This window comes from Rhodococcus sp. WAY2, assembly GCF_009859915.1.
Classification (GTDB): domain Bacteria; phylum Actinomycetota; class Actinomycetes; order Mycobacteriales; family Mycobacteriaceae; genus Rhodococcus_F; species Rhodococcus_F oxybenzonivorans.
This window is the reverse complement of record NZ_CP046572.1, coordinates 3,062,328-3,085,681: the sequence shown is the minus strand read 5'-3', so window position 1 is coordinate 3,085,681 and position 23,354 is coordinate 3,062,328. Positions and strand designations below refer to the sequence as shown.

Sequence of the window (23,354 nt, the reverse complement as noted above, 5' to 3'; positions counted from 1 at the left end):
GCTAGGGCAGAAGGCGTGGATCACGGGTCGGGGTTCGAGGTTGCGGACCGACTACCTCACCGTCGAACACGTCGTGCACCACCTCACCTTCGATCACTTCACCGCTGCCTCGACGTGGGGCCCGCGCGAAGGCCTCGGCGCCGGCCGCGACGACGGCGGCGCGCTTGCCGGCAACAAGCACGACGACGGGCCGAAGCAGCCATCGGGTGGGCGGGATCAGCAGAAGCAGCCCGAGAAGTGAGGTGACGAGCCCGGGCACCACCATCAGCGCCGAACCGACCGCCACGAGGGCGCCGTCCGCTACCGCCGCACCCGGCGACCCCTTGCCGCCTGCGGCTGCACGCAGCCCCTGGATCACCCGGCGCCACTGCGAGCGCATCAGCATCAGCCCGACGAGCGACCCACCGAGGAAGAGGCAGGCTGTCCAGAGCACGCCGATCGTGCCGCCCACCCAGATGAGTGCGGCGATCTCCACCACCACGTAGAGCAGAAACACTGCGGCGTACATGACGCCCCCTTTCGAACGGCGGATACCGACACTCTGGCCGTCTGTCCGTTCAACGTTCGAGGACGCCAGATTTCTCCCGGCACAAATCTCGAACCGCTCACAATCTAACCCTAAAGTTGACATTGAGAGTTGTGCCGTGATGCAGTTCTCTCGGATGGGGGATCTTCCGATCCCGCGCACAACAAGGAGCCGCTATGTTCCGGTCCACCCTGTTCCGCCGTGCCACGATGGTCTTGGCACCGGCCGCTGTCGCCTGCATGCTGTCGGCCGCACCCGCCTCGGCCCAGCCCCTTCCCGACGCGGCCCGGGGTATCGGGGAGCTGCAGACGCTGGCCGCCGAGATGTCGCCGGTGGCGAGCAACGCGGTGAACCAACTCCTTGGCGCCAGCGTCTTCGTCCCGAAGGATGTGCTCGAACTCGGGCTCACCACTCCGCAGGACTTCATGTACCCGTCCCCCACCCTGGGATGCGGTGTCGCCGACGAGCCGGCGACCGTCACCCTGGCAAGCGCTCAGGCAGGACCGAATCTCTTTCCCCCGATCACCGCCGGCCAGTTGCGGTTCCAGGCAATTCCCGCCTACGTGGCGATACCGCAGTCGTCCGATCTCAGCGTTGCCTGGATCAACCTGAACACCTTCCAGGGCGGGATCGTGAAACTCGACGACCGGCTGCCCATCATCAACACCCCGCTGCTGTCGAAGATTGTCGACACGGGTGCGGGCACGGTGCTCGGCACGATGTTCGGCACCGTGAGCTATCCCGGCAACGTCAACTGCACGGTGGTCCCGACCGTCGGCACGTTCACGTCCTGACCGTCACGGCGGACGAACTTACGAGCCGGGCCGCACCAGGCCCGTCTCGTAGGCCAGGACCACCGCCTGCACGCGGTCCCGCACATTCAATTTGGTGAGTATCCGGCCGATGTGCGACTTCACCGTCGACTCGGACAGGAACAGACTTTCCGCGATCTCCGTGTTCGACAATCCGGTGGCGACCAGCTGCAGCACTTCCCGTTCCCGCTCGGTCAGCACGTCCAGTACCGCCGGGTCGCGGCGCGGAGCCGGGCCGTCGTCGAGGAAGCGGGCCAGCAGTCGCCGCGTCACCTTCGGCGACACCACAGCGTCTCCGGCCGCCACACTGCGGATGGCCGACACCAGGTCCTCCGAGGGGGTGTCCTTGAGCAGGAAGCCACTGGCCCCCGCCCGCAACGCCCCCATCGCGTGCTCGTCTAGGTCGAACGTCGTCATGACGAGTACGCGGCTGGCGACCCCGGATTCGAGTATCTGCGCCGTCGCACTGACCCCGTCCACCACCGGCATCCGCACATCCATCAGCACCACATCGGGTTCGAGTTTACGGACCGCCGCCACCGCGGCCGCCCCGTCGCCGGCCTCGCCGACCACCACGATGTCGTCCTGCGCGTCGAGCACCATATTGAGGCCCATACGCATCAATTCCTGGTCGTCCACGAGTAGCACGGTGATCGGCACAGCGCCAACCTAGCACCGCCCCGCCCCGCGCTGCGGATCCACAAAGGCGGCCCCTGTGGTCTTGGCCCGGAATTCCGACTGCCGCAACACCCAGCAGGCACCTGAGGCCGCGAGGGTGAGATCCGGTCTCCCGGACCAAATCCGCTTCGGCGGAATAGGCTGTACCTGAGCGTCTATCACACGTCCGGACTCGAGTGGGAAGGGTGCTGATGCGCGAGGTGCTGGCCGACCTGATGGCGGTGTGGACCGCGGGCGGGACGGCGGGTGTCGGAACCGTGGTCCGCACATTCCGCTCCGCTCCGCGACCGCCGGGGGCGTCGATGGTCGTGGCACCCGATGGGACTGCGTCCGGTTCGGTGTCCGGTGGGTGTGTCGAGGGAGCGGTCTACGAACTTGCATGCGAGGTCACGGCGTCCGGCACGCCGGTGCTGCAGCGGTACGGGATCAGCGACGAGAACGCGTTCGAGGTGGGTCTTACCTGTGGCGGAATCATCGACATTTTCGTCGAACCGGTGTCGCGCAACACTTTTCCCGAGTTCGGTGAGATTGCCCATGACATCGACAATCACCAGCCGGTCGCCGTGGCCACCGTTGTCGCGCATCCCGATGCCGCGCGGGTGGGGCGACGTCTGATCGTCCGGCCGGAGAACGTGAGCGGTTCACTCGGCTCCGACCGAGCCGATTCCGCGGTGACCGACGACGCGCGGGGTCTCCTCGCGGCGGGCGGCAGCACGGTGCTGACGTACGGCACCGACGGTCAGCGCCGCGGCGAGGGCATGGAGGTGTTCGTCGCCAGTTACGCGCCGCGGCCGCGCATGCTCGTATTCGGGGCCATCGACTTCGCCGCCGCGGTGGCCCGGCAGGGCGCCTTCATGGGATACCGGGTGACGGTCTGCGACGCCCGTCCGGTGTTCGCGACGCACGCGCGGTTCCCGACGGCCGACGAGGTGGTGGTGGACTGGCCGCACCGGTATCTCGCTGCGCAGGCCGAGGCGCAGGCCATCGACGGCCGGACCGTGATCTGTGTGCTCACCCACGACCCCAAGTTCGACGTTCCCCTCCTCGAGACGGCGCTGCGCATCCCCGACGTCGCCTACATCGGCGCCATGGGATCACGCCGAACCGATCAGGACCGGCGCGAACGCCTCCGCGAGGCCGGTCTGACCGACACCGAGCTCGACCGGCTGTCGAGCCCCATCGGCCTGGACATCGGCGCCCGGACCCCCGAGGAGACGGCGGTGTCCATCGCCGCCGAGATCATCGCCCGCCGGTGGGGTGGCACGGGGCGCCCACTAATGGAGTCGAGCGGCCGGATCCACCACGAGGAACCCGTCGATTTCTGCGTCGACTAGGGCGGTTGACCGGGGTTGACGGACCACCGGTTCTTGCGCAGGCTGAGAGGATCCACGTTTGTGAGGTAGGTCACAATGCAAGTTCCAGGATCCTTCGAATACGAGCGTGCAACCGGCGTCGAGGACGCCATCGCCCTGCTCGACCGGCTGGGCGACGAAGCCCGCCTCGTCGCTGGCGGCCACAGCCTGCTGCCCATGATGAAACTTCGCCTCGCCAATCCCGAGTACCTCATCGACATCAACGACCTCGAGGGCGAACTCGGCTACATCACGACCGAGCGGTCGAGGCTGCGGATCGGTGCGATGACACGGCACCGCCGGCTACTCGAATCGGACGAACTCGCGGCGGCGTTCCCCCTCTTCCGCGACGCGGAGAAGGTGATCGCCGACCCGGTGGTCCGCAACCGCGGAACCATCGGCGGATCGCTGTGCCAGGCGGATCCGGCCGAAGATCTCACCACGATCTGCTCTCTACTCGAGGCCACGTGCGTGGTGCGCGGGCCCGGCGGACGTCGCGAGATCCCGATGTCCGAGTTCCTCGTCGGACCGTACGAGACGGCGCTCGCACACAACGAAATGCTCATCGAGATCGTGATACCGGTTCACGGCCACAGTTCCAGTGCGTACGCCAAGATTGCACGGCGAACCGGAGATTGGGCGATCGCCGCGGCCGGCGCCGCAGTCACGGTGGAGGGCGGCGAGATAGCCCGGGCAGCCGTCGGCCTGACCGCCGTGAACCCGGATCCGTCCGGGCTCTCGGACATTGCCGACTACCTGACCGGACGTCCACCCTCAGAGGAGGCGTTCGCCCAAGCCGGACGGTTGGCCGCACAGGCCTGCGAGCCCGTCGGAGACGCCCGCGGCACCGTCGACTACAAGCGCCATCTCGCATCCGAACTCACGATCCGCACACTCCGCACAGCGGTCGACCGGGTGCTCCGCAGCGACGTGGAGCACGAGCCGACCGGAGAAGAGGCATAGCCATGCAGGTGAAAATGACCGTCAACGGCGAGGCAGTGAGCGCCGAGGTGGAACCGCGCATGCTGCTGGTCCATTTCCTCCGCGACCAGCTCGGCCTGACCGGGACCCATTGGGGCTGCGACACCAGCAACTGCGGTACGTGTGTCGTCACCGTGGACGGCGATCCGGTGAAGTCGTGCACGATGCTCGCTGCGATGGCGAGCGGGCACGACGTCCGCACGGTCGAGGGTCTCGAACACGACGGCGAACTCGATCCCATCCAGCAGGGCTTCATGCAGTGCCACGGACTGCAGTGCGGGTTCTGCACCCCCGGCATGATGATGACGGCGCGGGCACTGCTCGACCGGGAGGAGAGCCCCGACGAGGCCACCATCCGGGAAGCGATCTCCGGGCAGATCTGCCGCTGCACCGGATACACCACGATCGTGCGCTCGATCCAGTGGGCGGCGGACCATCGGGCGGGCGAGGCCGCCGAGCCGGAACCGGCCGGCGACTTCGACGCGGAGGTCCAGGAGGACAAGACGCGGGGCGCCGAGGGCGCACCGATGACAGTCGAAGAACACGCGACCACGGGAAGTAAGTGATGACCACCGTCGAATCGCGTCCGCCGTCGGGCGACGCCGAAATCATCGACAACGACAAGAAACCCTGTGGCCACGGCCGCATGCTCCGCAAGGAGGATCCCCGCTTCATCCGGGGGCTCGGGAATTACGTCGACGACATCACCCTCCCCGGCATGCTGCACCTGGCGATCCTGCGGTCGCCGGTCGCGCACGCACGGATAGTGAGCATCGATACCTCTGCGGCACAGGAACATCCGAAGGTGACCGCGGTAGTGACGGGCGCCGACCTCGCCGCGAAGAATCTCGCGTGGATGCCGACCCTGTCCAACGATGTGCAGGCCGTACTCGCCACCGACAAGGTGCGGTTCCAAGGTCAGGAGGTCGCGTTCGTCATCGCTGAGGACCGCTATTCGGCCCGGGACGCGCTGGAGCTGATCGACGTCGAGTACGACATGCTCGATCCTGTCGTCGACGCCCGCACGGCGCTCTCACCCGACGCACCGGTGATCCGTGACGATCTCGACGGCAAAACAGACAACCACTGCTTCGACTGGGAGACAGGCGACGCCGCCGCGACCGAGGCCGTGTTCGCGAGGGCGGACGTGGTGGTCAAGCAGGAGATCGTCTACCCGAGGGTGCATCCGGCGCCGATGGAGACGTGCGGTGCGATCGCCGACGTCGACAAGGTGTCCGGCAAGTTGACGCTGTACTCCACGTCGCAGGCCCCGCACGCGCACCGGACGGTCTACGCCCTGGTCTCGGGGATCCCGGAGCACAAAATTCGGGTGGTGTCCCCGGACATCGGCGGCGGCTTCGGCAACAAGGTCCCGATCTACCCGGGATACGTGTGCGCCATCGTCGCGTCGCTGGTGACCGGCAAACCGGTGAAGTGGATGGAGGACCGCAGCGAGAACCTGATGAGCACCGGGTTCGCCCGCGACTACATCATGGTCGGCGAGATCGCTGCGACCAAGGAGGGCAAGATGCTCGCGATCCGCACGAAGGTGCTGGCCGACCACGGTGCGTTCAACGGGACGGCGGCCCCGGTGAAGTATCCGGCGGGTTTCTTCGGCGTCTTCACCGGCAGCTACGACATCGAGGCCGCGCACTGCGCGATGACGGCGGTCTACACGAACAAGGCGCCCGGCGGGGTGGCGTACGCGTGCTCGTTCCGCATCACCGAGGCCGTGTATCTGGTCGAGCGGCTCGTCGACTGCCTGGCGTTCGACCTGAAGATGGACCCGGCGGAGCTTCGGCTGAAGAACCTGCTGCGTCCCGACCAGTTCCCCTACACCAGCAAGACCGGCTGGGTGTACGACTCCGGCGACTACGAGACCACCCTCCGCAAGGCCATGGACCTGATCGGCTACCAGCAGTTGCGGGAGGAACAGAAGGAACGCCGCGAACGCGGTGAGCTGATGGGTATCGGCATGGCGTTTTTCACCGAAGCCGTCGGCGCCGGACCGCGGAAGGACATGGACATTCTCGGCCTGGGCATGGCCGACGGGTGCGAACTGCGCGTCCACCCCACCGGGAAAGCCGTTCTCCGGTTGTCGGTGCAGACGCAGGGGCAGGGGCACGAGACGACGTTCGCCCAAATCGTCGCGGAGGAACTCGGCATCCCACCGGACGACATCGACGTGGTGCACGGCGACACCGACAACACACCGTTCGGGCTCGGCACGTACGGCAGCCGGTCCACGCCGGTGTCGGGCGCGGCCGCGGCGCTGGTGGCCCGCAAGGTACGGGACAAGGCGAAAATCATCGCGTCCGGGATGCTCGAGGCCTCGGTCGCGGATCTGGAATGGGAGAAAGGCGAATTCCATGTGAAGGGTGATCCGTCGGCGAAGGTGACCATCCAGGACATCGCGATGCGGGCACACGGCGCCGGTGATCTGCCGGAGGGCATCGAGGGCGGACTCGACGCGCAGATCTGCTACAACCCGGAGAATCTGACGTACCCCTACGGCGCGTACTTCTGCGTCGTCGACATCGATCCCGGCACCGCGGTGGTGAAGGTGCGGCGTTTCCTCGCCGTCGACGACTGCGGCACCCGCATCAATCCGATGATCATCGAGGGTCAGGTGCACGGCGGTATCGTCGACGGCATCGGGATGGCGTTGATGGAGATCATCGAATTCGACGAGGACGGCAACTGCCTCGGCGGATCGCTGATGGACTACCTGATCCCCACGTCGCTGGAGGTGCCGAAGCTGGAGACCGGCTTCACCGTCACCCCGTCACCCCACCACCCGATCGGCGCCAAGGGCATCGGCGAGTCCGCGACGGTCGGGTCGCCGCCGGCCGTGGTGAACGCCGTCGTGGATGCGCTCGCCCCGTTCGGTGTGCGGCACGCCGACATGCCGCTCACCCCGTCCCGGGTGTGGGAGGCCATGCAGGGCCGCGCGGCACCACCGATCTGAATATTGCCCGGCTCTCGGCAGGAGGCCCGATGGATCTGAAAGAGCGTGCGGCGCAATTGGTGCGCGACCGCAGGCCGTTCGTCCATGCGACCGTGGTGCGAGCGCAGCCACCCACGTCCAGCCATACCGGTGACGAGGCGATTCTCTTGCAGGACGGGACCATCGAGGGTTTCGTCGGCGGTCAGTGCGCGCAGAACTCGGTGCGCACGGCCGCCCTGGGTGTGTTGAAGACCAACGAGAGCGTGCTGCTGCGGGTCCTTCCTGACGGGGCCGTGCAGTTCCCCGAGATGCCGGGCGCATCCGTCGTGGTCAATCCGTGCCTGTCCGGTGGCGCCATGGAGATCTTCCTGGAGCCGCAACTGCCGCCGCCGGTGGTGCGGATTTACGGCACCACACCGATCGCGCAGGCGTTAACGCACATTTCGGAATTGCTGGAGTTCTCCGTCGCGCACGACGACGCCGGTCTCGAACAGTTCACGGGCACGACGGCCGTGGTGCTGGCCGGTCACGGTGGACCCGAGGCGGACGTCATCCGCGCGGCGCTCGACGCCGGGGTCGGATACGTCGGGCTCGTCGCCAGCCGCACCCGGGGCGGCGCCATCCTCGACGCCCTGGGTCTCACCGAATCCGAGCGGGCAAGGGTGCATACCCCGGTCGGTCTGAACATCGGGGCGAGGACGTCGGCGGAGATCGCGGTGTCGATCGCCGCGGAACTGGTGCAGGAACTGCGCACCGCGGGACTACGTGCGCCCGAGGACGATACGCCTCCGCGGGCGGCGGTGACGGAAGCGGTCGATCCGGTGTGCGGGATGCGCGTCTCGATCCGGCCGGATACTGTCCACCTGCGGCGCGGCGGTGACGACTTCTGGTTCTGCGGGCCGGGTTGCCGGGCTTCGTTCGCCCAGGGGACGGAAGCGGTATGACGACACCGTTCGCGGATGTGGCGGAGGTGATCCGGCGCTTCGATGCCGAGGACTACCTCCTCGACTTCGGAACCGCGTCCGCTCTGTATCTCGCGGCGGCGCTGAGCCGTCCGCTCCTGCTCGAAGGCGAACCAGGAGTCGGTAAGACCACCGCCGCGAAGGCTCTCGCGGCCGTCCTCGGCGCCCCGCTGATCCGCTTGCAGTGCTACGAGGGCCTCACCGCGAACGAGGCCCTCTACGACTGGAACTATCAGCGGCAGTTGCTCACCATCCGGCTGGCCGAATCGCGGGGTGACGGCCTGACCGAGGACGATCTGTTCACCGAGGAATTCCTGCTGGAGCGTCCGATCCTCCATTGCGTGAGATATCGGGGACCGACCCCGCCCGTCCTGCTGATCGACGAAATAGACCGGGCCGACGACGAGTTCGAGGCACTCCTCCTCGAATTTCTGGGCGAGGCGTCGGTCACCGTACCCGAACTGGGAACGTTCACGGCCGATCAGCACCCCGTCGTCGTGCTGACATCCAACCGGAGTCGCGACCTCCACGACGCGCTGCGCAGGCGGTGCCTCTACCACTGGATCGACTATCCGGAGCCGGCCCGGGCGGCCGCCATCGTGCGCCGCACGGTCCCCGCGGCGACGGCGCCCCTCATCGAGCACGCCACCCGCTTCGTCGGCCGGGCCCGCGAACTCGATCTCGACAAGCCGCCCGGAATCGCCGAGACGATCGACTGGGTGTCCGCACTCGCGGCCCTGGGTGTGGCGGATCTAGTTAGCGACGACGCAATTCAAAGCTTGAGTGCCCTCGCGAAGACCCCAGACGACCGCACAATAGTTCAAGACGCATTCACCGACTATGCGCACGTCCTGGCCACCGGATGAAAAGGCAACTGCCATGAAGATTGCCAACGAGTTCACCGTCAATGCACCGATCGAGCAGGCCTGGGAGGTACTCAGCGACCTCGAGGAGGTTGCCCCGCTGCTGCCCGGGGCACAGATGACCGGGCGGGAAGGCGACGACTACCTGGGGAAGGTGAAGGTCAAGGTCGGCCCGGTGACGAGTGAATTCAAGGGCAAGGCGACGTTCGTGCAGCGTGACCCGCAGGAGCATCGCGCCGTGATCGACGCCCGCGGTCGGGACTCGCGCGGATCCGGTAACGCGTCCGCGACGATCATCGCGCAGTTGCACGAGACCGGTGCCGGCACCCGCGTCACCGTGGACACCGACATGAAGATCGTCGGCAAACTTGCGCAGTTCGGCAGCGGAATGATTCAGCAGGTGTCGGAGAAACTCATGGGTCAGTTCGCGGAGTCGCTGGAAGCGAAGCTCGCCGGAGGCGCCGGCGAGGAGCCCACGGCCGAGCCCGAGGCGGCCGGCACCACGAACCTTTCCGTGGCCCCGCCTGCCGCGGAACCGGCTCCGCTGGACCTCCTCGCGCTGTCCGGGGCGGGGGCGTGGAAGCGGTACGCGCCGATTCTCGCCGCCGTCCTCGCGGGAATCGTGGTCGTGCTCGTGGTGGGCCGCCGCAGGCGATGAGCGCGTCGGGCGTCCTGCGGGGCGTCGACCTCGCGGCGTTCGCGGTGGCACTCGTCGCCCGATTGCGCTCCCGTGGTGTGGTCGTCTCGGCGAGTGGCCCCGCGGTGTTAGTGCAGGCGCTGCACCTGTCGCCACCAAGTTCGCGGTCGCGGCTGTACTGGTCGGCGCGTCTGACGCTCGTCAACCGCGTCGACGACCTCGCGCCGTTCGACGCGGTGTTCTCCGCGGTCTTCGAGGACGCCGTGCTGTCCGTGGACCCGCATGCGCGGCGAGCCGCTGCGGGACGGGAGACTGCCCTCGCCGGTGTCCGCGACGATCGCGACCGGCCCGGTGACGCGCAGGACGTCGAGGGCGTGCCGTGGATGACACGACCGATGATGACCGGCGGCGACGACCGTGAGGACGACCTTCGCGAAGCGCTCACCGCCGTGCCGGACACCCTGCCCAGCAGGCTCGTGGCCCGCGCCGACGAGCCCTTCGCCCGATTCGACGCCGGCGACCTCCGACTCCTCGGATCCTGGCTGGAACAGGCCACCGCCGCGTGGCCGTCCCGTCGCACCCGGCGTCGCGAAGTGCATCGCCGCGGCCGGCGTATCGACCTGCGTGCCACCATGAACCTGTCGAGAGCCACGGGCTGGGAGCCGGTGGTTCTCGCGCGGAGCCGTGCCCGGCGCCGTCCGCGGCGCATCGTGATGCTGTGCGACGTGAGCCGGTCGATGCAGCCGTACGCTGCGATCTATCTCCATCTCATGCGCGCGGCGGTGCAACGGCAGACCGCGGGCAGGCCGGAGGTGTTCGCGTTCTCCACGTCGCTGACGCGGCTCACCCCCGTCCTCGCCCACCGCAGCGCCGAGACCGCGGTCCGTAAGGCGAACGACAAGGTGGTCGACAGATTCGGTGGCACCCACATCGCGGGCAGCGTGAGCGAACTGCTGGCGTCCCCGCACGGCAACGCGCTGCGCGGGGCAGTCGTGATCATCGCGTCCGACGGTTGGGACAGCGACGACCCGAAGCGCCTGGCGCATGCCCTCACCAGGGTCCGTCGCCGCGCCCACCGACTGGTGTGGCTCAACCCCCGCGCCGGTGACCCCGTCTTCCGGCCCCTCGCCGGATCGATGGCGGCCGCGCTGCCGTTCTGCGACGCCTTCCTCCCCGCGCACTCCGTCTCCGCGCTCCGCGACGTGCTGGACGTGATAGGCGGGATGGAATAGCTCCCCCACCGAACTCCGACGTCCTCGACATCGCCGTCTTCGGCGACCCATCCCGGCAGGCCTCACTGGCAGCGAGCACGCCGAACACGTTCGGGAGTGTCCGATGCCCCACCCCGCCCAACCCGCGGTGTTACCTTGAGCCCTGTGCGTGGTGATCGGCAATTCTCGCGGCGGCGTTCGGCGCTGCTCGTCGTCACCGAAACCCTCGCGCCCGGCGCGTTCGAAGCCGGAACGACGGACACAGACCTGCCGGCGGATGAGGCGCATCCGCAACTGGCTCTGACAGCATTGTCCGCGTCGCTGGCGGTCCTGATCAGCGCGCTCGCGCGGCGCCGCACCACAGGGCAGCGCCTCGGACGACCGGTGTCCGTGCCGGCCGGTGCCCGAGCACCGACCTCGACCGCGGCGGTATCTCCGATGCCCGTGCTCAGAACCACCTGCGTGCTACGGGTGTGACAGGTCACCAGCCGCCCTCCCCGCGAGAACTGACGCCTCGCCACTCTTGTGACGATCACGGTCAGGGCGCCGCAGGTGTGTCATTCCCGCCCGTACTCTGCCCTTGGCCCGATAATCGTTCCTGCACCGGTTGATTCGCGTTCCGGTGCACCGTCCGAATGAGGTGCCGTATTGGATTCGAAGACTATTGCCAAACTCGCCGGCGCCACCGCGGCTGCAGGGGTGCTGCTATCCGGCATCCTGTTCCCGGCCGCCGCCAGCGTCGGCTACCTGTCCAACCGGGCAGCCGACAGCGTCGGAAACAGCTCGGCGGAACTGGCCGACGGGGTGGTGCCTGCGGTGACCACGATGACCGACATCGCCGGCAACCCCATCGCCTGGCTCTACGATCAGCGCCGCTTCGAAGTGCCCAGCGACCAGATCTCCAACGACATGAAACTGGCGATCCTCTCCATCGAGGACAAACGGTTCGGCCAGCATCAGGGCGTGGATTGGCAGGGCACGATGCGTGCGTTCTTCACCAACGCCTCGAGCGGCCAGATCGAGCAGGGTGCCTCGACCATCAATCAGCAATACGTGAAGAACTACCTGCTGCACGTCGTCGCCCAGACCGACGCCGAACGCCGCGCGGCAATCGAGACCACTCCGGTCCGCAAGATCCGGGAGATTCGGATGGCCCTGACCCTCGATCAGGAACTCTCCAAGGAGGAAATTCTCACCCGATATCTGAACCTGGTGCCGTTCGGCAACGGCTCCTTCGGGGTGCAGGACGCCGCCCGCACGTACTTCGGCATCGACGCCAAGGACCTGAACCTGGCGCAGTCGGCGATGCTCGCGGGCATGGTGCAGTCCAGTTCGGCGCTCAACCCCTACACCAACCCGGACGGGGTCATCGAACGCCGCAATGTCGTGCTGGACACCCTGATCGTGAACGTGCCGGATCGGGCTGACGAGATCCGCGCCCTGAAGGACACCCCGCTCGTGGTGCTGCCGAAGCCGAACAATCTGCCCCGTGGGTGCATCGCCGCCGGCGACCGCGGATTCTTCTGCGATTACGCGTTGCAGTACCTCCAGAACGCCGGCCTGTCCCGGGAGCAGCTCGACAAGGGCGGCTTCCTGATCCGCACCACCTTGGATCCGGCCGTGCAGGGATCGGTGAAGTCGGCGGTGTCGTCCTACGCCGATGCGAAACTTCCGGATGTTGCGAGCGTGATGAACGTCGTGCAGCCCGGGCAGGACCAGCACCGGGTCCTCGCGATGGCGGGTAGCCGCAACTACGGTCTGGACGCGGCCGCGGCCGAGACTGTGCAGGAGTTGCCCTATTCGCTGTCCGGGCACGGTGCCGGGTCGGTGTTCAAGGTCTTCACCACCGCCGCCGCGATGGAGAAAGGGTTGCGGCTGAACACGATCCTGGATGTGCCCGGCCGATTCGATGCTCGTGGGATGGGCGACGGCGGTGCCCCAGGATGCCCGGCAGCGACCTACTGCGTGCAGAACGCCGCCCCGTATCCGCGGGCACTGTCGGTCACCGACGCCCTCGCCCAGTCCCCGAACACCGCCTTCGTGAAGCTGATCCAGACCACCGGGGTGGATGCGACGGTGGACATGGCGGTGCGCCTGGGCATGCGCTCCTACACCGAACCGGGCACCTCCGGGTTCGGGGACAAGAGCCTGGCCGACATGGTCAAGGATCAAAACCTGGGATCCTTCACCCTGGGCCCGATGTGGATCAATCCGCTCGAGCTGTCGAATGTTGCCGCGACATTGGCCTCGCACGGCAAGTGGTGCCCACCGACCCCGATCGATTCCATCGTCGACCGGCAGGGGCGGCCGGTCCCGCTCACCCAACAGGCGTGCGAGCAGGTCATCGACCCCGGCCTGGCCGACACCCTGTCCAACGCGCTCAGCAAGGACGACCTGCCCGGGGGCACAGCGTCGGCGGCAGCTGCCGGCGCCGGCTGGAAGCTGCCGATGTCCGGCAAGACTGGAACCACCGAGTCTCACATGTCGTCGGCGTTTCTCGGGTACACCAACAACCTGGCCGGCAGCGTCTACGTGTTCGGGGACTCGCCCACCCCCGGCCAGATCTGCACCAGCCCGTTGCGCTCGTGCGGTGACGGCAATCTGTTCGGTGGCACCGAACCGGCCCGTACCTGGTTCAAGGCGATGATGCCGATCGTGAACAATTTCGGACCCACCGTTCTGCCTCCGATCGATCAGCGCTTCGCCCGCTGACCCCGGTGAGAACGCGCCCACTTGGAGGTGTCTCTGGTGGGCGTGTCGGGGTTGTGCCGGTGCGCGCCCGGATATGCCGGGGGAACTCAATCACCCCTTTCGACCGCTTGAAGGATGTCCGTTGCGGGTAGCCGGGTTGAGGGTGGTTCGCCGCGGCAGGGCTGACTTCGGGTACGCCGGGCGGCCACCTCGGAGTCGCCCGGCCCCGACCAAAGATGGGCGATCCGGGTGAAGGGAGTCGACGATGATGACCCGTGTGCAGGTCGCAGCAGCGGTGCTGGTGGGCTATTGGTTGGGCCGAGGTCACCGGAAGAAACTGGGAATTCTGCTCGCGGCTGCGGGGGCCGGCCGCCTCGCCGGGGGACCCCAGGAAATGGTTGACCGGGCCGCCAAATTACTCCGGTCCTCGCCCGAGTTCGCCGAGCTCAGTGAATCGGTGCGTGGCCAACTTCTCGATGCCGTGAAAGTGGCGGCCATGACCGCGACGACCGCCCGAATCGACGCCTTGAACAATCGGCTCCTCTCCGGAGACGATGCGGTCCTCGAGACAGCCGAAGAGCTGGTCGAGGACACCGCGGACATGGCCGGAGACGTCACCGGCGACGCCGTGGACATGGCCGGAGGCGTCACCGGCGACGCCGTGGGCACGGTGGGAAACGTCACCGGCGATACCGTGGGCACGGTGGGAAACGTCACCGGCGATACCGTGGGCACGGTGGGAAACGTCACCGGCGATACCGTGGGCACGGTGCGAAACGTCACCGGCGACGCGCTCGGCGCGCTGGGCGCTCTTGGGCGCAGGAAGCGGCCGAAGGCGGCCCCATCACCGGACGACCGCGACGATGGCGATGAGGGAGACGAGCCGGTCGAGCAGGCCGAGGATCGACCGGTGCGACGGCGGCCCCGCAGACGGGGTGCTGAGTAGACCTCCGATAGGCGACCGGGAAGGACGTAGTGATGACCACAGCGGGAGGGGGCCCCAGTTCGAGCAGCCTCGCCGACGTCGTCGACACCATCCTCGACAAGGGCCTGGTCATCGACGCCTACGTGCGAGTCTCGCTGGTCGGAATCGAATTGCTCACCATCGATACACGCGTCGTGGTCGCCAGCGTCGACACCTACCTGCGCTTCGCCGAGGCGGTGAACCGACTCGAGATCGGCAGCGAACCCGAAGGCCTGGCCGACCTCGTCTCCGATGTGAAGGGCAGCGGCAGTGCGAAGGCGAAGACCAAGGGCGCGCTCGAGGCCGTCGGAGAGTCGCTCGGTGAGGTGCTCGGCGGATCGGAAACCGAACGCGAACCCGCACCCCGCCGCAAGCGTCACTGAACTCCGTTGACGACAGTTTCGGCGGCGATGTTGAGTCCGTCTCCCCCGCCGACCGCGTCCTGTCCGGCGTCCACATCGGGTGGACAGCACGTGTCGCACCGAGTTGACGTGTGAAATAAGTTGACGCACTTTGTTTTTCGTCCGCCGGTGAGTGTTTTCACCCGCGGACTCGGGCACACCCTTGATCATGACCTTGGCTTCTTCTCGATGACCGTCTCGTGCAAGGCCGCAACATTCCCCAATCGATGGTCAGCGATGTCACTTGGCAGCGGCCCGCACTGCCGCAACCACCGCCGCGACAACGAGAGCCAGGAGGAGGACTACGAGCAGCACCGGCCCGAGCAGGAGTCCGAGAATGAGAAGAAGAACAATGATGATCTTGGTCTTGCCGCTCAGTCGGGACACCAGCGCCTTAGTCGCCGCCCACACCGGACTTTTACCCGTCAGGACGGCGCGAAGTGCTTCGAGTCCGGCCAGGAGGCCCGCGTTGCCATGTGCGGCGGGGTCGACGAGAGCATCCATAAATTTTCGGAGTCTCTGCTGAATCTTTTGTGTCAGTGTGTCGCTGCGGTCCCGCGCCGAGTCCAGGAGCCTGTGAACTGTGTTCTTCAGCCACTCGATGACCGCATCGGAGAGCGGGCCGTGTTCCGTCCCTCGCGAGGCCGTGTCGAGCGGTCGGATATGGGCCGACGTGGTGGACCGGGAATGGGCTTGTGCGTGGGCCCCGGTGTTTCGGGGGTGCTTCCGAGCCGTCGGCTTCGCGATGCCGGTCTGTTCCCGCGCACGTTTGGTGGAGGCGGTGCTGTCTGGATGTGACCGACGGGGCGCGCCCGCGGACGGTGCGGTGGCATCGGTTCGTGTCGGGCGTGACGCCGAAATTTTCTTCCGTGGGACGCTGCCACGGGAGACGGTCGCGGTCTTGGCAGCCGGTTGCCTGGGGGGAAGCGGGCGCCTTCGTGGCAGCCGCCCCGATGCTGCTTCGGAAGGAGCTGTCCTGGATGGACGGGCCACTGCGCCAGGCTGAGCCGCCGACGTCTGGCTGCCTCTGCCGGTGGTAGTGCCGCGAGAGCGAGTGCCTGCGCGGTCAGGCCTGGCCGGTGCGGTCCGGCCGTCGACCCTTTCTGGTGCACCCATACATCGCAATTACCCTTCGAGGTGACTCTCGAAACCGGGTAGGAAAGGCCAAAGCGCCTGGCGGTGGGCGGCACCCGACTCTCTTATCGCCTGGTTCCCCTAGGCCATGATGTTCGTTTCGCATCACCCCCGTGGTCAGTGCAGATCTCGACGTCGAAAGCTCCACCAACCCACTGCCGCGCAGAGTACGGAAACGGCAATCGGAACGAGGAAGGGCTCGAGCGCGATCCCCTGCGCAAGCATGTTGCGGCCCCCGTACCAATGCCAGGGCGAAGCGAAGCGCAAGATGTGCAAACTCGCGCTCGCCGCCGCGACGGCGTTGAGAAGATTGCCCACGACGGCCACGGTCGTGGCCGTGGCGATCGCCACCGACCGATGACCCGTCCAGGCGCCGGCAGCAAACGCGATCGCACCATGCATGAGGCCGAAAGCAGTCGCCGCGAACACCGCCGCGACGAGTCCGGGAATCGATACACCCTCGAGCAGACCGAACGGCGGGGAGAACGTGAGAAGGCTTGCAGCGGTAATGATCCCGAGACTGGTCGAGAGCGCGACGACGGCGAAAAATCGTTCGATCAGGACACGTCCGCGGGTCACCGGGTTGGACAGGAGTAGTTCGAGGGTGCCGTCCTCCTCGCTCCCACCGATCGCGTATGCGCCGGCTCCCACGGCGAAGACCAACAGCAGGACGGGCAGGATGAGGCCGAACACACGTCCCTGTAGGTACCCCGCCGGGGAAGTGATGAGGATCTGGTCGCTCGAGCCGATCAGTGTCTTGAAGGTGTCCGGAAGGTTCTTGACGAGGTTCTCGATGCCGGCCGTGTTCTTGATCGTCGGGTAGAACGCATTGTTGACCGCCACGTAGGCGGCCACTCCACCCGACCACCACACCGTTGATCGGCGCCGGTCCTCGAGGAATCGCCCGAAGATCCTCACGGCTGATCCCGATACAGGTTGAGGAACACGTCCTCGAGGTCGGTTTCGTGCGTGACGATTCTCCGTACCGGCAGCGTCGCGGCGTGCTTCAGGACGTCGGCGACATTGCCTTCGATGACGAGCGCGATCACCGCTCCGGACGACGTGGCGCTCAGGACTCCCGGGAGTTTCTCGAACGGCTCGGCATTTGCTTCACAGGCAAGGTAGAGGTCGATGTGCTGGCGCGCTTGGCGCTGGAGTTCGTCGATTGCGGCGACGGTGACGAGCGCGCCCTTATTCAAGATTGCGACGCGGTCAGCGAGCGCTTCCACCTCGGGTAGGACGTGTGAGGACAGGAACACGGTGGTGCCGCCGCCTTTCACGTCACCGATCAGTTGGTGGAATTCGTGTTGCAGTAGTGGGTCGAGACCGGCCGTGGGTTCGTCAAGAATCAACAGTTCCGGCCGATGCATGAAGGCCTGCACGATTGCGGTCTTCCGGCGGTTGCCCGTGGAGAGCTGTCCGATCGGCCGCATGGGATCGAGGTCGAAACGTTCGAGGAGCTCATGAACATAGGGCATGTCGACGCCCCCGCGTAGCCGGCCGTAGAACGCGATCAGGTCTGCCGTCGTGTATTTGGGATCGAATCGGAGCTCGCCGGGGATGTAGCCGAGCCGACGACGAATCGCCGGGTCGGCGCCGCTGCCGCCGAGCACGGTGTAGGTTCCGTCGGACGGACGGATGAAGTCGAACAGCATGCGGATCGTCGTGCTCTTCCCCGACCCGTTGGGGCCGAGATAACCGAAGACCTCGCCCCGATGGACATCGAGGTCGAGCGAGTCGACGGCGACGAGCTCACCGAAGCACTTCGACAATCCGCGCATTTCGATGACGCAGTCGGCCGCCCCTTGCTGCCGGCCCGACGGTGCCGCGGCCTTCATGGTGGTGTCACCGTCACCACACACCGATGAGCGGCGCGACGATTTCCGGCACCGGACGTGATAGGCGACCCGATCACGAGAAGTACGTTACCGACCCGCGCTCGCACTCGTACACCAGCGAATACCCCAACCCATCAGTCGGGCGCATCGGCCGTCCGGCAGGAGTGCACAGCGGCCGTGGGGATTCCGTGCACGAGCGTCACCCCATGCTGTTACCAAATGCGGACGATGTGTCTAACCTCGAGGAATGCGCGCCACCGCCATCGTTCTCGGCCTCCTGACGTTCGCCTCGCTCACTTCCTGCGGCGGAGACGCGCCAACCGCGGTCCCGGACCCGGTGGGCCGCACCTTCGTCTCCACCACCGTCGAGGGCGATCCCATTCCCGGCGGTGGTCCGCTCGTGCTGGACTTCACCGACCCCGGACGCCTCTCCGTCGACGCCGGATGCAATCAAGGCAGCGCCGACGTCGACCTGTCCGGCGGGAAGGTGGAGGCAGGTCCGCTCGCGATGACCCTGATGGCGTGTCCGGGAGATGCCGCCGGCGCAGACGCTTGGGTGGCGGCCCTACTGGACGCGCAGCCGAGCTGGACCCTCGGCGGCGACACGCTCACCCTTACCACGCCCACGGGGTCGGTAACTTTGACGGACGAGAAGGTCGTCCGGCCGGATCGGCCCGTCGTCGGGACCACGTGGACGGTCACCGCACTGATCAGCCCGGACGCGGTTACGACGACAGCGGCGCTGGAGCGAACGGCACCGCAGTTGCTGATCGCTGGCGACGGTTCCGCGTCCGGTTTCACCGGCTGCAACCGGATGACCGGGACCGCAGACGTGCGACGGAGTTCGATCGCGTTCGGGCCCTGGGCGACCACCCGGATGGCGTGCCCCCCGGACGTGTCGGAGGTCGAACGTGCCGTACTCGCGGCGTTGACCGGCGAGACCGGTTACAGCATCCATTCGGACTCGCTGCGACTGGTCAACGCCGACGGAATCGGGCTGACGTTGCGAGCGAGCTAGATCTAGTTTCCAGGCGCTGGCATCATCGCCGGCCACAGCGCCATAGGTCAGTCGGCAACCAGCGTTCATACGGCCAGTCTGGTCTCCTCCGTCCGCGCGTCCATGCGTCTGCGCGATTCCGACACCAAGGTAGCGATACGAGCCGATGCACGGTGAATTGCGTTGCCATCGAACGACATCGGCGTCGACAATCCTTCGGCGACGATCAGATCCGACCTGGCTACGGGAGAGCGAACCCACACGAACTCCGGCGTCCGGGATCGTGCATGCCGATACAGTTGCGCCGCAGCCGATTCTGCAGTGGAAGGAACAGCAGCGGGTATCGATGGGCCTGCCCGCACCAGGAGCAGGCGGCCACCGAGACCTCCACGAAGACGCGTCCGGTTACTCAGCTGCCGGTGTCGGCGGTTCCTTCGGCTGATCCTCCTTCGGCTGATCGAGGACGCTGACGGTGACGCCGTAGGGCAGGAAGCGCACCGATCGCCGCGGATCGGTGTTGTGCTTGTGGGCACGGAGGGCGTCGAGTTCGGTGGCGTACACCTCCTCGACGCGGGCGACGCCGCCGTCGTCGACGCTGTAGATTGCCCACACGCCGTCGCCGGTGTCGCCGGTCGTTTCCGGTCGGGGATCCGGACGCTTCGTTCTGGCGGCAATGTCGGCGAACAGGCCTGTCCAGGGAATTTGGGCGTCGGCCTCGACGAAGTGAACAATCTTGTCCTTGAAGCCGCGCAGCTCCTCACTCGCTTCTCGAATCACGCGGTCGAGGTCGTCGGGATCGAATCCGAACGGTCTCTCGTTGGCCATAGCGGTCTCCTGACGGTTCGCCCCACCCAACGTCCTCGGGTGGGGTACCTCTTCCAGTGTGGGCACTGATCGACATCGGCGCCACTTCCACCACGGCGGCCGGTTCGATGCGCCCGCCGGGCGCTCCCCTACCGCTCGACCAGTGCGGCCAGCTGCGCGATCACGGTGCCCCACCCGTCGGCGAAACCCATTTCCTCGTGCATGTTCCGGTCGGCATTGTTCTTGTGCATCACATGGGCCACGTATTCGGTGCCCTGCGGATGGTCAGCGAGGGTGATGATCGCGCTCATGAACGGGTTTTCTGCGGGTCGCCATCCACCGACGAGGGAGTTGGTGAAGACGATCCGCTCGAGATGGTCGACCGCGAGGAAGCATCCGTTGATGTGGGGCGCGAATTCACCGCCGTCCTCGCTGATCTGGGTGGTGAACGCCCCGCCGGGGCGAAGGTCCATCTCCAGGACGCGACACTTGGCGGGAGCCGGCACCCACCATTGCTCGAAGCTGGCGGGGTCGGTCCAGGCATTCCAGACAGCCGACCTCGGCGCCTCGATGACGCGCGATATCGTCAGGTCGAGCTCATCTATCAGTGACGGATTCATTCCGATTGTCCTTTTCTCGAGTAGTGACGAACTGCGCGAGCCGGTCGGTGCGGCCCTCCCACAGGGCGCGCTGTTCCGCCAGCCACGTCTGAGCGGTGATCATCGACTCCTCCTCCAGCACGCAGGTGCGAACGCGACCTTGCTTACGGGTCTGGATCCACCCACTGTCCTCGAGGAAACGGATGTGCTTCATGAACGACGGCAATGCCATGTCGAACGGTTTCGCCAATTCGCCGACACTCGCCGGCCCTTCGCCGAGTCGGGTCAACACTGCCCTGCGGGTGGGATCGGCGAGTGCCTGGAAGATGCCGTCCAACTGCTCCGAATACTGAGCCATAAGGCAAAGTATCACCGACAGAACACTTAGGTCAAGGGCTAACTGATTCGCCGGGTTCAGTCCTCGAGCTGCAGCGGTAACTCCGCGGTCACCCGCCAGCTTCCGTCGGTCTGCCGACCCGCCTCGAGGGTGCCGTGCAGCACGGCCACCCGTTCCCGCATCCCGAGTAATCCATTGCCCGAACCGAGTGTGAACTTTTCGGTTGCGTTGCCGTTGTCGGTGATCTCGACGAGCACGTCGACTTCACGGCGGCGAACCCTGACCTTGGCCCGGGGACGCTCCCCCGCGTGGCGCAACACATTGGTCAACGACTCCTGCACCAACCGGTGAATGCCCAGGCTGACGGCAGGGCTGATGTCGTCCAGCTCCCCGGTCAGTTCGAGTTCGACCGGCAAACCAGCGCTGCGCATCATGTCGACCACCCGGGCGAGACCAGCGGTCCCGTGCTGGGGCATGTCATCGACGGCGGGTTCGGTCCGCAGCAGCGACACCGTGCGCCGCAATTCCGCAAGCGCCTCCCGCCCGGTGCTCGCAATGTTTGTCAGCGCCTGTTTCGCCACCGCCGGATTTTTCGTCATCGCATACGACGCACCATCCGCCTGAACGATCATCACACTCACGGCATGTGCCACCACATCGTGCAATTCCCGGGCGATGCGCGTGCGCTCCGCGGCCACCGCGTCCTCGGCACGGCGGTCGCGGTCGTAGTCGGCGACCGCCAGCCGCGCCGCCACTTCCTCGTCGTAGGCCCGGCGGGCACCCAGGAATTCCGCGGTGATCCAGGACAGCGCGTAGATCAGCGCGGAATACAGACCGATTTCGATTACCCGCTGGTCGAGCAACCAGATGGAGAGAGCGGAGTCGACGACCAACCCGACCGCGTAGACGGCCGCCGTCTGCCGGTCGACATACGCAACAAGGGTGTAGAGGGCGACGGCGAGTGCGAGGAGGGCGGGATGCTCGGCGTCGACGTCACCGAGCGAATAACTGACGAAGGTGACGGTGATGGAGACCAGCAGGATGGCGCCGGCAGCCGCACGCGGATAGCGGCGGCGCCACACGATCGGCACGCACACCAGAAAACCCATGAACAACTGCACCCACGGCGGCCGGTCGTCGGACGCCGCGAACGCGAACACCTCGAGCGTGAACAGAATCGCCGCCAGCATGGAGTCCGCGACCGTCGGCTTGCCTCGCAGCCACAAGCTGAACCTTCGCATGACCACAGCGTAGGTAGTGCGGACCCACGAGGTGAGCACGTGCCACCGCCAGGGACCTCATGTCCTGGATGGTTGCCGGCCTTCCGTCCCGGGTACTGCCCGAAGAATGAATGCCAACGGCGGCGAGAGTGACCAATCCTTCGATGTGCTGATCATCGGCGGCGGCAACGCCGGACTCAGTGCGGCAGGGCGGCTGATCCGCCGCGGCATCACCGACGTCGCTGTGGTGGAGCCGCAGCGCGTGCACACCTACCGCCCGTTGCTGTCCTACGTCGGCGGCGGACAGGCATCCCTCCGGAGCGCAGAACGCACCCAACGATCGGTGACTCCGCACCGGTGCACCTGGCTTCAGGACACGGCCCTGGTCGTCGACGCGGCGGCGAAAACCGTGCGGTGCGCGTCCGGACGGACCTACGGGTACACCGACCTGGTGCTGGGGCCCGGCCTGGTGCCGGACACCGATGCCCTGCCGGGTATCGACGCGGCACTGCACACTTCCGCGGTGGCGAGCAACTATGTGGACCGCGCCGAGGAGACGTGGAAGCTGGTGCAGGCGATGCCGGCCGGAGGGCACGCGGTGTTCACCGTGCCGCGCCCACCGGTCAGCTGCACCGGAACCACCGTCAAACCGCTGTTCCTGGCCGCCGCGCACTGGCAGCACACCGGACGGCTGCCGGGTGTCGACATCACGCTGGTCATCGACCGCCCCCAGCTGTTGGGTGTTCCGGACCTCGACGCCAGGCTCCTGAACCACCTCCGCGACCTCGGCGTTCGCGTGCTGCACGGCACCACGGTCACCGAGCTGAAACCGGACGAGCGCGCGATCACCGTGACCGACTCGGACGGGACCCCCGAGCACCTGTCGTACGACATGCTCCACCTGGTGCCGCCTTTCCGGGGCCCGCGCTGGCTCGAGACGTCGAACCTGACCGGGGACGATCCGCACGGACTCGTCGACATCGATCCGAACACCTTCCGGCATCGCGGGCACCCGAACGTCTGGGCGGCGGGAGACGGAGCCGCCGTCGACACCGACCCGTCCGGTGGTGCTCTGCGACAGCAGATTTCGATTCTGGTGGACAATCTGCTCGCTACCAGGCAGGGAGGAGCCCTCAGCGACTACGACGGATACACCGTCGCGCCCATCACGATCAGCTCGCGGCGACTCATCGCCGGCGAGTTCGACCGCACCGGTTCGGTGGCCTCGTCCCTTCCCTCGTTCATCGACCCACTGAAGCCGCGCCGCACAGCCTGGGCGTTCGACCGCTACGCGCTGCCGCGGATCTACTGGAATCTCATCCTCGGCGGCCGCCTCTAGCGGCTCCGGAACATCGTGTCGCTCAACTCCTTCAGCACTGCATCCCAAGGCCTAACCCCAG

24 protein-coding genes are annotated in these 23,354 nt (G+C 66.8%); 15 read left to right on the top strand and 9 right to left on the bottom strand.

Translation table 11 applies throughout. The features are described from left to right. Position 1: 1 nt before the first annotated feature. Positions 2–508, bottom strand: coding sequence for an FxsA family protein (locus GFS60_RS14345; protein ID WP_159922135.1), 507 nt, complete (start codon positions 506–508; stop codon positions 2–4). A 194-nt stretch (positions 509–702) separates the two neighbouring features. Here GFS60_RS14345 and GFS60_RS14340 point away from each other — a divergent pair, with 194 nt between their 5' ends. Next, positions 703–1,320 carry a hypothetical protein gene (locus GFS60_RS14340; RefSeq protein ID WP_159922133.1) on the top strand — a complete coding sequence of 206 codons (618 nt, stop codon included), beginning with the start codon at positions 703–705 and terminating at the stop codon, positions 1,318–1,320. An 18-nt stretch (positions 1,321–1,338) separates the two neighbouring features. Here GFS60_RS14340 and GFS60_RS14335 read toward each other — a convergent pair whose 3' ends face one another. Then, positions 1,339–1,998 carry a response regulator gene (locus tag GFS60_RS14335; RefSeq protein WP_109329663.1) on the bottom strand — a complete coding sequence of 220 codons (660 nt, stop codon included), beginning with the start codon at positions 1,996–1,998 and terminating at the stop codon, positions 1,339–1,341. 209 nt (positions 1,999–2,207) lie between these two features. Here GFS60_RS14335 and GFS60_RS14330 point away from each other — a divergent pair, with 209 nt between their 5' ends. The 12 genes from GFS60_RS14330 to gvpJ all read left to right on the top strand — a co-directional run bounded on the left by GFS60_RS14330 (position 2,208) and on the right by gvpJ (position 15,007). Further along, the gene (locus GFS60_RS14330) at positions 2,208–3,350 is read left to right on the top strand and encodes an XdhC family protein (RefSeq protein WP_159927174.1); all 1,143 of its coding nucleotides are present in this window, start codon (positions 2,208–2,210) and stop codon (positions 3,348–3,350) included. Between the two features lie 75 nt (positions 3,351–3,425). Then, positions 3,426–4,331 carry an FAD binding domain-containing protein gene (locus tag GFS60_RS14325; protein ID WP_159922131.1) on the top strand — a complete coding sequence of 302 codons (906 nt, stop codon included), beginning with the start codon at positions 3,426–3,428 and terminating at the stop codon, positions 4,329–4,331. 2 nt (positions 4,332–4,333) lie between these two features. Further along, positions 4,334–4,915: a (2Fe-2S)-binding protein gene (locus tag GFS60_RS14320; RefSeq protein WP_159922129.1), complete on the top strand. Its 582-nt coding sequence runs from the start codon at positions 4,334–4,336 to the stop codon at positions 4,913–4,915. After that, positions 4,915–7,317: an aerobic carbon-monoxide dehydrogenase large subunit gene (locus GFS60_RS14315; RefSeq protein ID WP_159922127.1), complete on the top strand. Its 2,403-nt coding sequence runs from the start codon at positions 4,915–4,917 to the stop codon at positions 7,315–7,317. Before GFS60_RS14320 ends, GFS60_RS14315 begins: the two co-directional genes overlap by 1 nt. A 29-nt stretch (positions 7,318–7,346) precedes the next feature. After that, on the top strand, positions 7,347–8,240 hold the full coding sequence (locus GFS60_RS14310; RefSeq protein WP_159922125.1) for an XdhC family protein: 894 nt from the start codon (positions 7,347–7,349) through the stop codon (positions 8,238–8,240). Then, positions 8,237–9,124 carry an AAA family ATPase gene (locus GFS60_RS14305; protein ID WP_159922123.1) on the top strand — a complete coding sequence of 296 codons (888 nt, stop codon included), beginning with the start codon at positions 8,237–8,239 and terminating at the stop codon, positions 9,122–9,124. The genes GFS60_RS14310 and GFS60_RS14305 overlap by 4 nt, the downstream gene beginning before the upstream one ends. Positions 9,125–9,137: 13 nt before the next feature. Beyond that, on the top strand, positions 9,138–9,779 hold the full coding sequence (locus GFS60_RS14300) for an SRPBCC family protein (RefSeq protein WP_159922121.1): 642 nt from the start codon (positions 9,138–9,140) through the stop codon (positions 9,777–9,779). Continuing rightward, positions 9,776–10,990 (top strand): vWA domain-containing protein, encoded by a 1,215-nt coding sequence (locus GFS60_RS14295; RefSeq protein ID WP_159922119.1) that lies wholly within the window; start codon positions 9,776–9,778, stop codon positions 10,988–10,990. The genes GFS60_RS14300 and GFS60_RS14295 overlap by 4 nt, the downstream gene beginning before the upstream one ends. Before the next feature lie 135 nt (positions 10,991–11,125). Beyond that, positions 11,126–11,446: a hypothetical protein gene (locus tag GFS60_RS14290; protein ID WP_159922117.1), complete on the top strand. Its 321-nt coding sequence runs from the start codon at positions 11,126–11,128 to the stop codon at positions 11,444–11,446. Between the two features lie 186 nt (positions 11,447–11,632). Further along, positions 11,633–13,681, top strand: coding sequence for a transglycosylase domain-containing protein (locus tag GFS60_RS14285; protein ID WP_442972199.1), 2,049 nt, complete (start codon positions 11,633–11,635; stop codon positions 13,679–13,681). A gap of 247 nt (positions 13,682–13,928) precedes the next feature. Beyond that, positions 13,929–14,606, top strand: coding sequence for a hypothetical protein (locus tag GFS60_RS14280; protein ID WP_159927172.1), 678 nt, complete (start codon positions 13,929–13,931; stop codon positions 14,604–14,606). Between the two features lie 32 nt (positions 14,607–14,638). Continuing rightward, a complete protein-coding gene (gene gvpJ / locus GFS60_RS14275) occupies positions 14,639–15,007 on the top strand; it encodes a gas vesicle protein GvpJ (protein WP_159922113.1) in 369 nt (122 codons plus the stop codon). Positions 15,008–15,265: 258 nt separating this feature from the next. Here the strand turns inward: gvpJ and GFS60_RS39100 are convergent, their stop codons facing one another. From GFS60_RS39100 to GFS60_RS14260, 3 genes are all read right to left on the bottom strand, one after another. Next, the gene (locus tag GFS60_RS39100) at positions 15,266–15,529 is read right to left on the bottom strand and encodes a hypothetical protein (protein ID WP_236603457.1); all 264 of its coding nucleotides are present in this window, start codon (positions 15,527–15,529) and stop codon (positions 15,266–15,268) included. 747 nt (positions 15,530–16,276) lie between these two features. Further along, positions 16,277–17,077 (bottom strand): ABC transporter permease subunit, encoded by an 801-nt coding sequence (locus GFS60_RS14265; protein WP_236603456.1) that lies wholly within the window; start codon positions 17,075–17,077, stop codon positions 16,277–16,279. Beyond that, entirely contained in the window at positions 17,074–17,997 is a 924-nt protein-coding gene (locus GFS60_RS14260; RefSeq protein ID WP_159922111.1) for an ABC transporter ATP-binding protein, read from the bottom strand. Before GFS60_RS14260 ends, GFS60_RS14265 begins: the two co-directional genes overlap by 4 nt. Positions 17,998–18,244: 247 nt before the next feature. On the opposite strand from GFS60_RS14260, the gene GFS60_RS14255 reads away from it, so the two are divergent. Then, entirely contained in the window at positions 18,245–19,015 is a 771-nt protein-coding gene (locus tag GFS60_RS14255) for an META domain-containing protein (protein ID WP_159922109.1), read from the top strand. Between the two features lie 384 nt (positions 19,016–19,399). On the opposite strand, the gene GFS60_RS14250 is transcribed toward GFS60_RS14255, so the two are convergent. From GFS60_RS14250 to GFS60_RS14235, 4 genes are all read right to left on the bottom strand, one after another. Beyond that, positions 19,400–19,819, bottom strand: coding sequence for a hypothetical protein (locus GFS60_RS14250; protein ID WP_159922107.1), 420 nt, complete (start codon positions 19,817–19,819; stop codon positions 19,400–19,402). Positions 19,820–19,947: 128 nt separating this feature from the next. Next, on the bottom strand, positions 19,948–20,418 hold the full coding sequence (locus tag GFS60_RS14245) for an SRPBCC family protein (protein ID WP_159922105.1): 471 nt from the start codon (positions 20,416–20,418) through the stop codon (positions 19,948–19,950). Further along, positions 20,396–20,755 (bottom strand): ArsR/SmtB family transcription factor, encoded by a 360-nt coding sequence (locus GFS60_RS14240; protein WP_159922103.1) that lies wholly within the window; start codon positions 20,753–20,755, stop codon positions 20,396–20,398. The genes GFS60_RS14245 and GFS60_RS14240 overlap by 23 nt, the downstream gene beginning before the upstream one ends. Positions 20,756–20,811: 56 nt before the next feature. Next, a complete protein-coding gene (locus GFS60_RS14235; protein WP_159922101.1) occupies positions 20,812–21,975 on the bottom strand; it encodes a sensor histidine kinase in 1,164 nt (387 codons plus the stop codon). Positions 21,976–22,081: 106 nt separating this feature from the next. On the opposite strand from GFS60_RS14235, the gene GFS60_RS14230 reads away from it, so the two are divergent. Further along, positions 22,082–23,293, top strand: a complete 1,212-nt coding sequence (locus GFS60_RS14230; RefSeq protein WP_159922099.1) for an NAD(P)/FAD-dependent oxidoreductase — start codon at positions 22,082–22,084, stop codon at positions 23,291–23,293. Positions 23,294–23,354 lie beyond the last annotated feature (61 nt).

Excerpts from the sequence above, each read along its gene's own strand:
- GFS60_RS14345 (WP_159922135.1), bottom strand. The coding sequence starts at position 508 with ATGTACGCCGCAGTGTTTCTGCTCTACGTGGTGGTGGAGATCGCCGCA.
- GFS60_RS14340 (WP_159922133.1), top strand. The coding sequence starts at position 703 with ATGTTCCGGTCCACCCTGTTCCGCCGTGCCACGATGGTCTTGGCACCG.
- GFS60_RS14330 (WP_159927174.1), top strand. The coding sequence starts at position 2,208 with ATGCGCGAGGTGCTGGCCGACCTGATGGCGGTGTGGACCGCGGGCGGG.
- GFS60_RS14325 (WP_159922131.1), top strand. The coding sequence starts at position 3,426 with ATGCAAGTTCCAGGATCCTTCGAATACGAGCGTGCAACCGGCGTCGAG.
- GFS60_RS14320 (WP_159922129.1), top strand. The coding sequence starts at position 4,334 with ATGCAGGTGAAAATGACCGTCAACGGCGAGGCAGTGAGCGCCGAGGTG.
- GFS60_RS14315 (WP_159922127.1), top strand. The coding sequence starts at position 4,915 with ATGACCACCGTCGAATCGCGTCCGCCGTCGGGCGACGCCGAAATCATC.
- GFS60_RS14310 (WP_159922125.1), top strand. The coding sequence starts at position 7,347 with ATGGATCTGAAAGAGCGTGCGGCGCAATTGGTGCGCGACCGCAGGCCG.
- GFS60_RS14305 (WP_159922123.1), top strand. The coding sequence starts at position 8,237 with ATGACGACACCGTTCGCGGATGTGGCGGAGGTGATCCGGCGCTTCGAT.
- GFS60_RS14300 (WP_159922121.1), top strand. The coding sequence starts at position 9,138 with ATGAAGATTGCCAACGAGTTCACCGTCAATGCACCGATCGAGCAGGCC.
- GFS60_RS14295 (WP_159922119.1), top strand. The coding sequence starts at position 9,776 with ATGAGCGCGTCGGGCGTCCTGCGGGGCGTCGACCTCGCGGCGTTCGCG.
- GFS60_RS14280 (WP_159927172.1), top strand. The coding sequence starts at position 13,929 with ATGACCCGTGTGCAGGTCGCAGCAGCGGTGCTGGTGGGCTATTGGTTG.
- gvpJ (WP_159922113.1), top strand. The coding sequence starts at position 14,639 with ATGACCACAGCGGGAGGGGGCCCCAGTTCGAGCAGCCTCGCCGACGTC.
- GFS60_RS39100 (WP_236603457.1), bottom strand. The coding sequence starts at position 15,529 with ATGGATGCTCTCGTCGACCCCGCCGCACATGGCAACGCGGGCCTCCTG.
- GFS60_RS14260 (WP_159922111.1), bottom strand. The coding sequence starts at position 17,997 with ATGAAGGCCGCGGCACCGTCGGGCCGGCAGCAAGGGGCGGCCGACTGC.
- GFS60_RS14255 (WP_159922109.1), top strand. The coding sequence starts at position 18,245 with ATGCGCGCCACCGCCATCGTTCTCGGCCTCCTGACGTTCGCCTCGCTC.
- GFS60_RS14250 (WP_159922107.1), bottom strand. The coding sequence starts at position 19,819 with ATGGCCAACGAGAGACCGTTCGGATTCGATCCCGACGACCTCGACCGC.
- GFS60_RS14245 (WP_159922105.1), bottom strand. The coding sequence starts at position 20,418 with ATGAATCCGTCACTGATAGATGAGCTCGACCTGACGATATCGCGCGTC.
- GFS60_RS14240 (WP_159922103.1), bottom strand. The coding sequence starts at position 20,755 with ATGGCTCAGTATTCGGAGCAGTTGGACGGCATCTTCCAGGCACTCGCC.
- GFS60_RS14235 (WP_159922101.1), bottom strand. The coding sequence starts at position 21,975 with ATGCGAAGGTTCAGCTTGTGGCTGCGAGGCAAGCCGACGGTCGCGGAC.
- GFS60_RS14230 (WP_159922099.1), top strand. The coding sequence starts at position 22,082 with ATGAATGCCAACGGCGGCGAGAGTGACCAATCCTTCGATGTGCTGATC.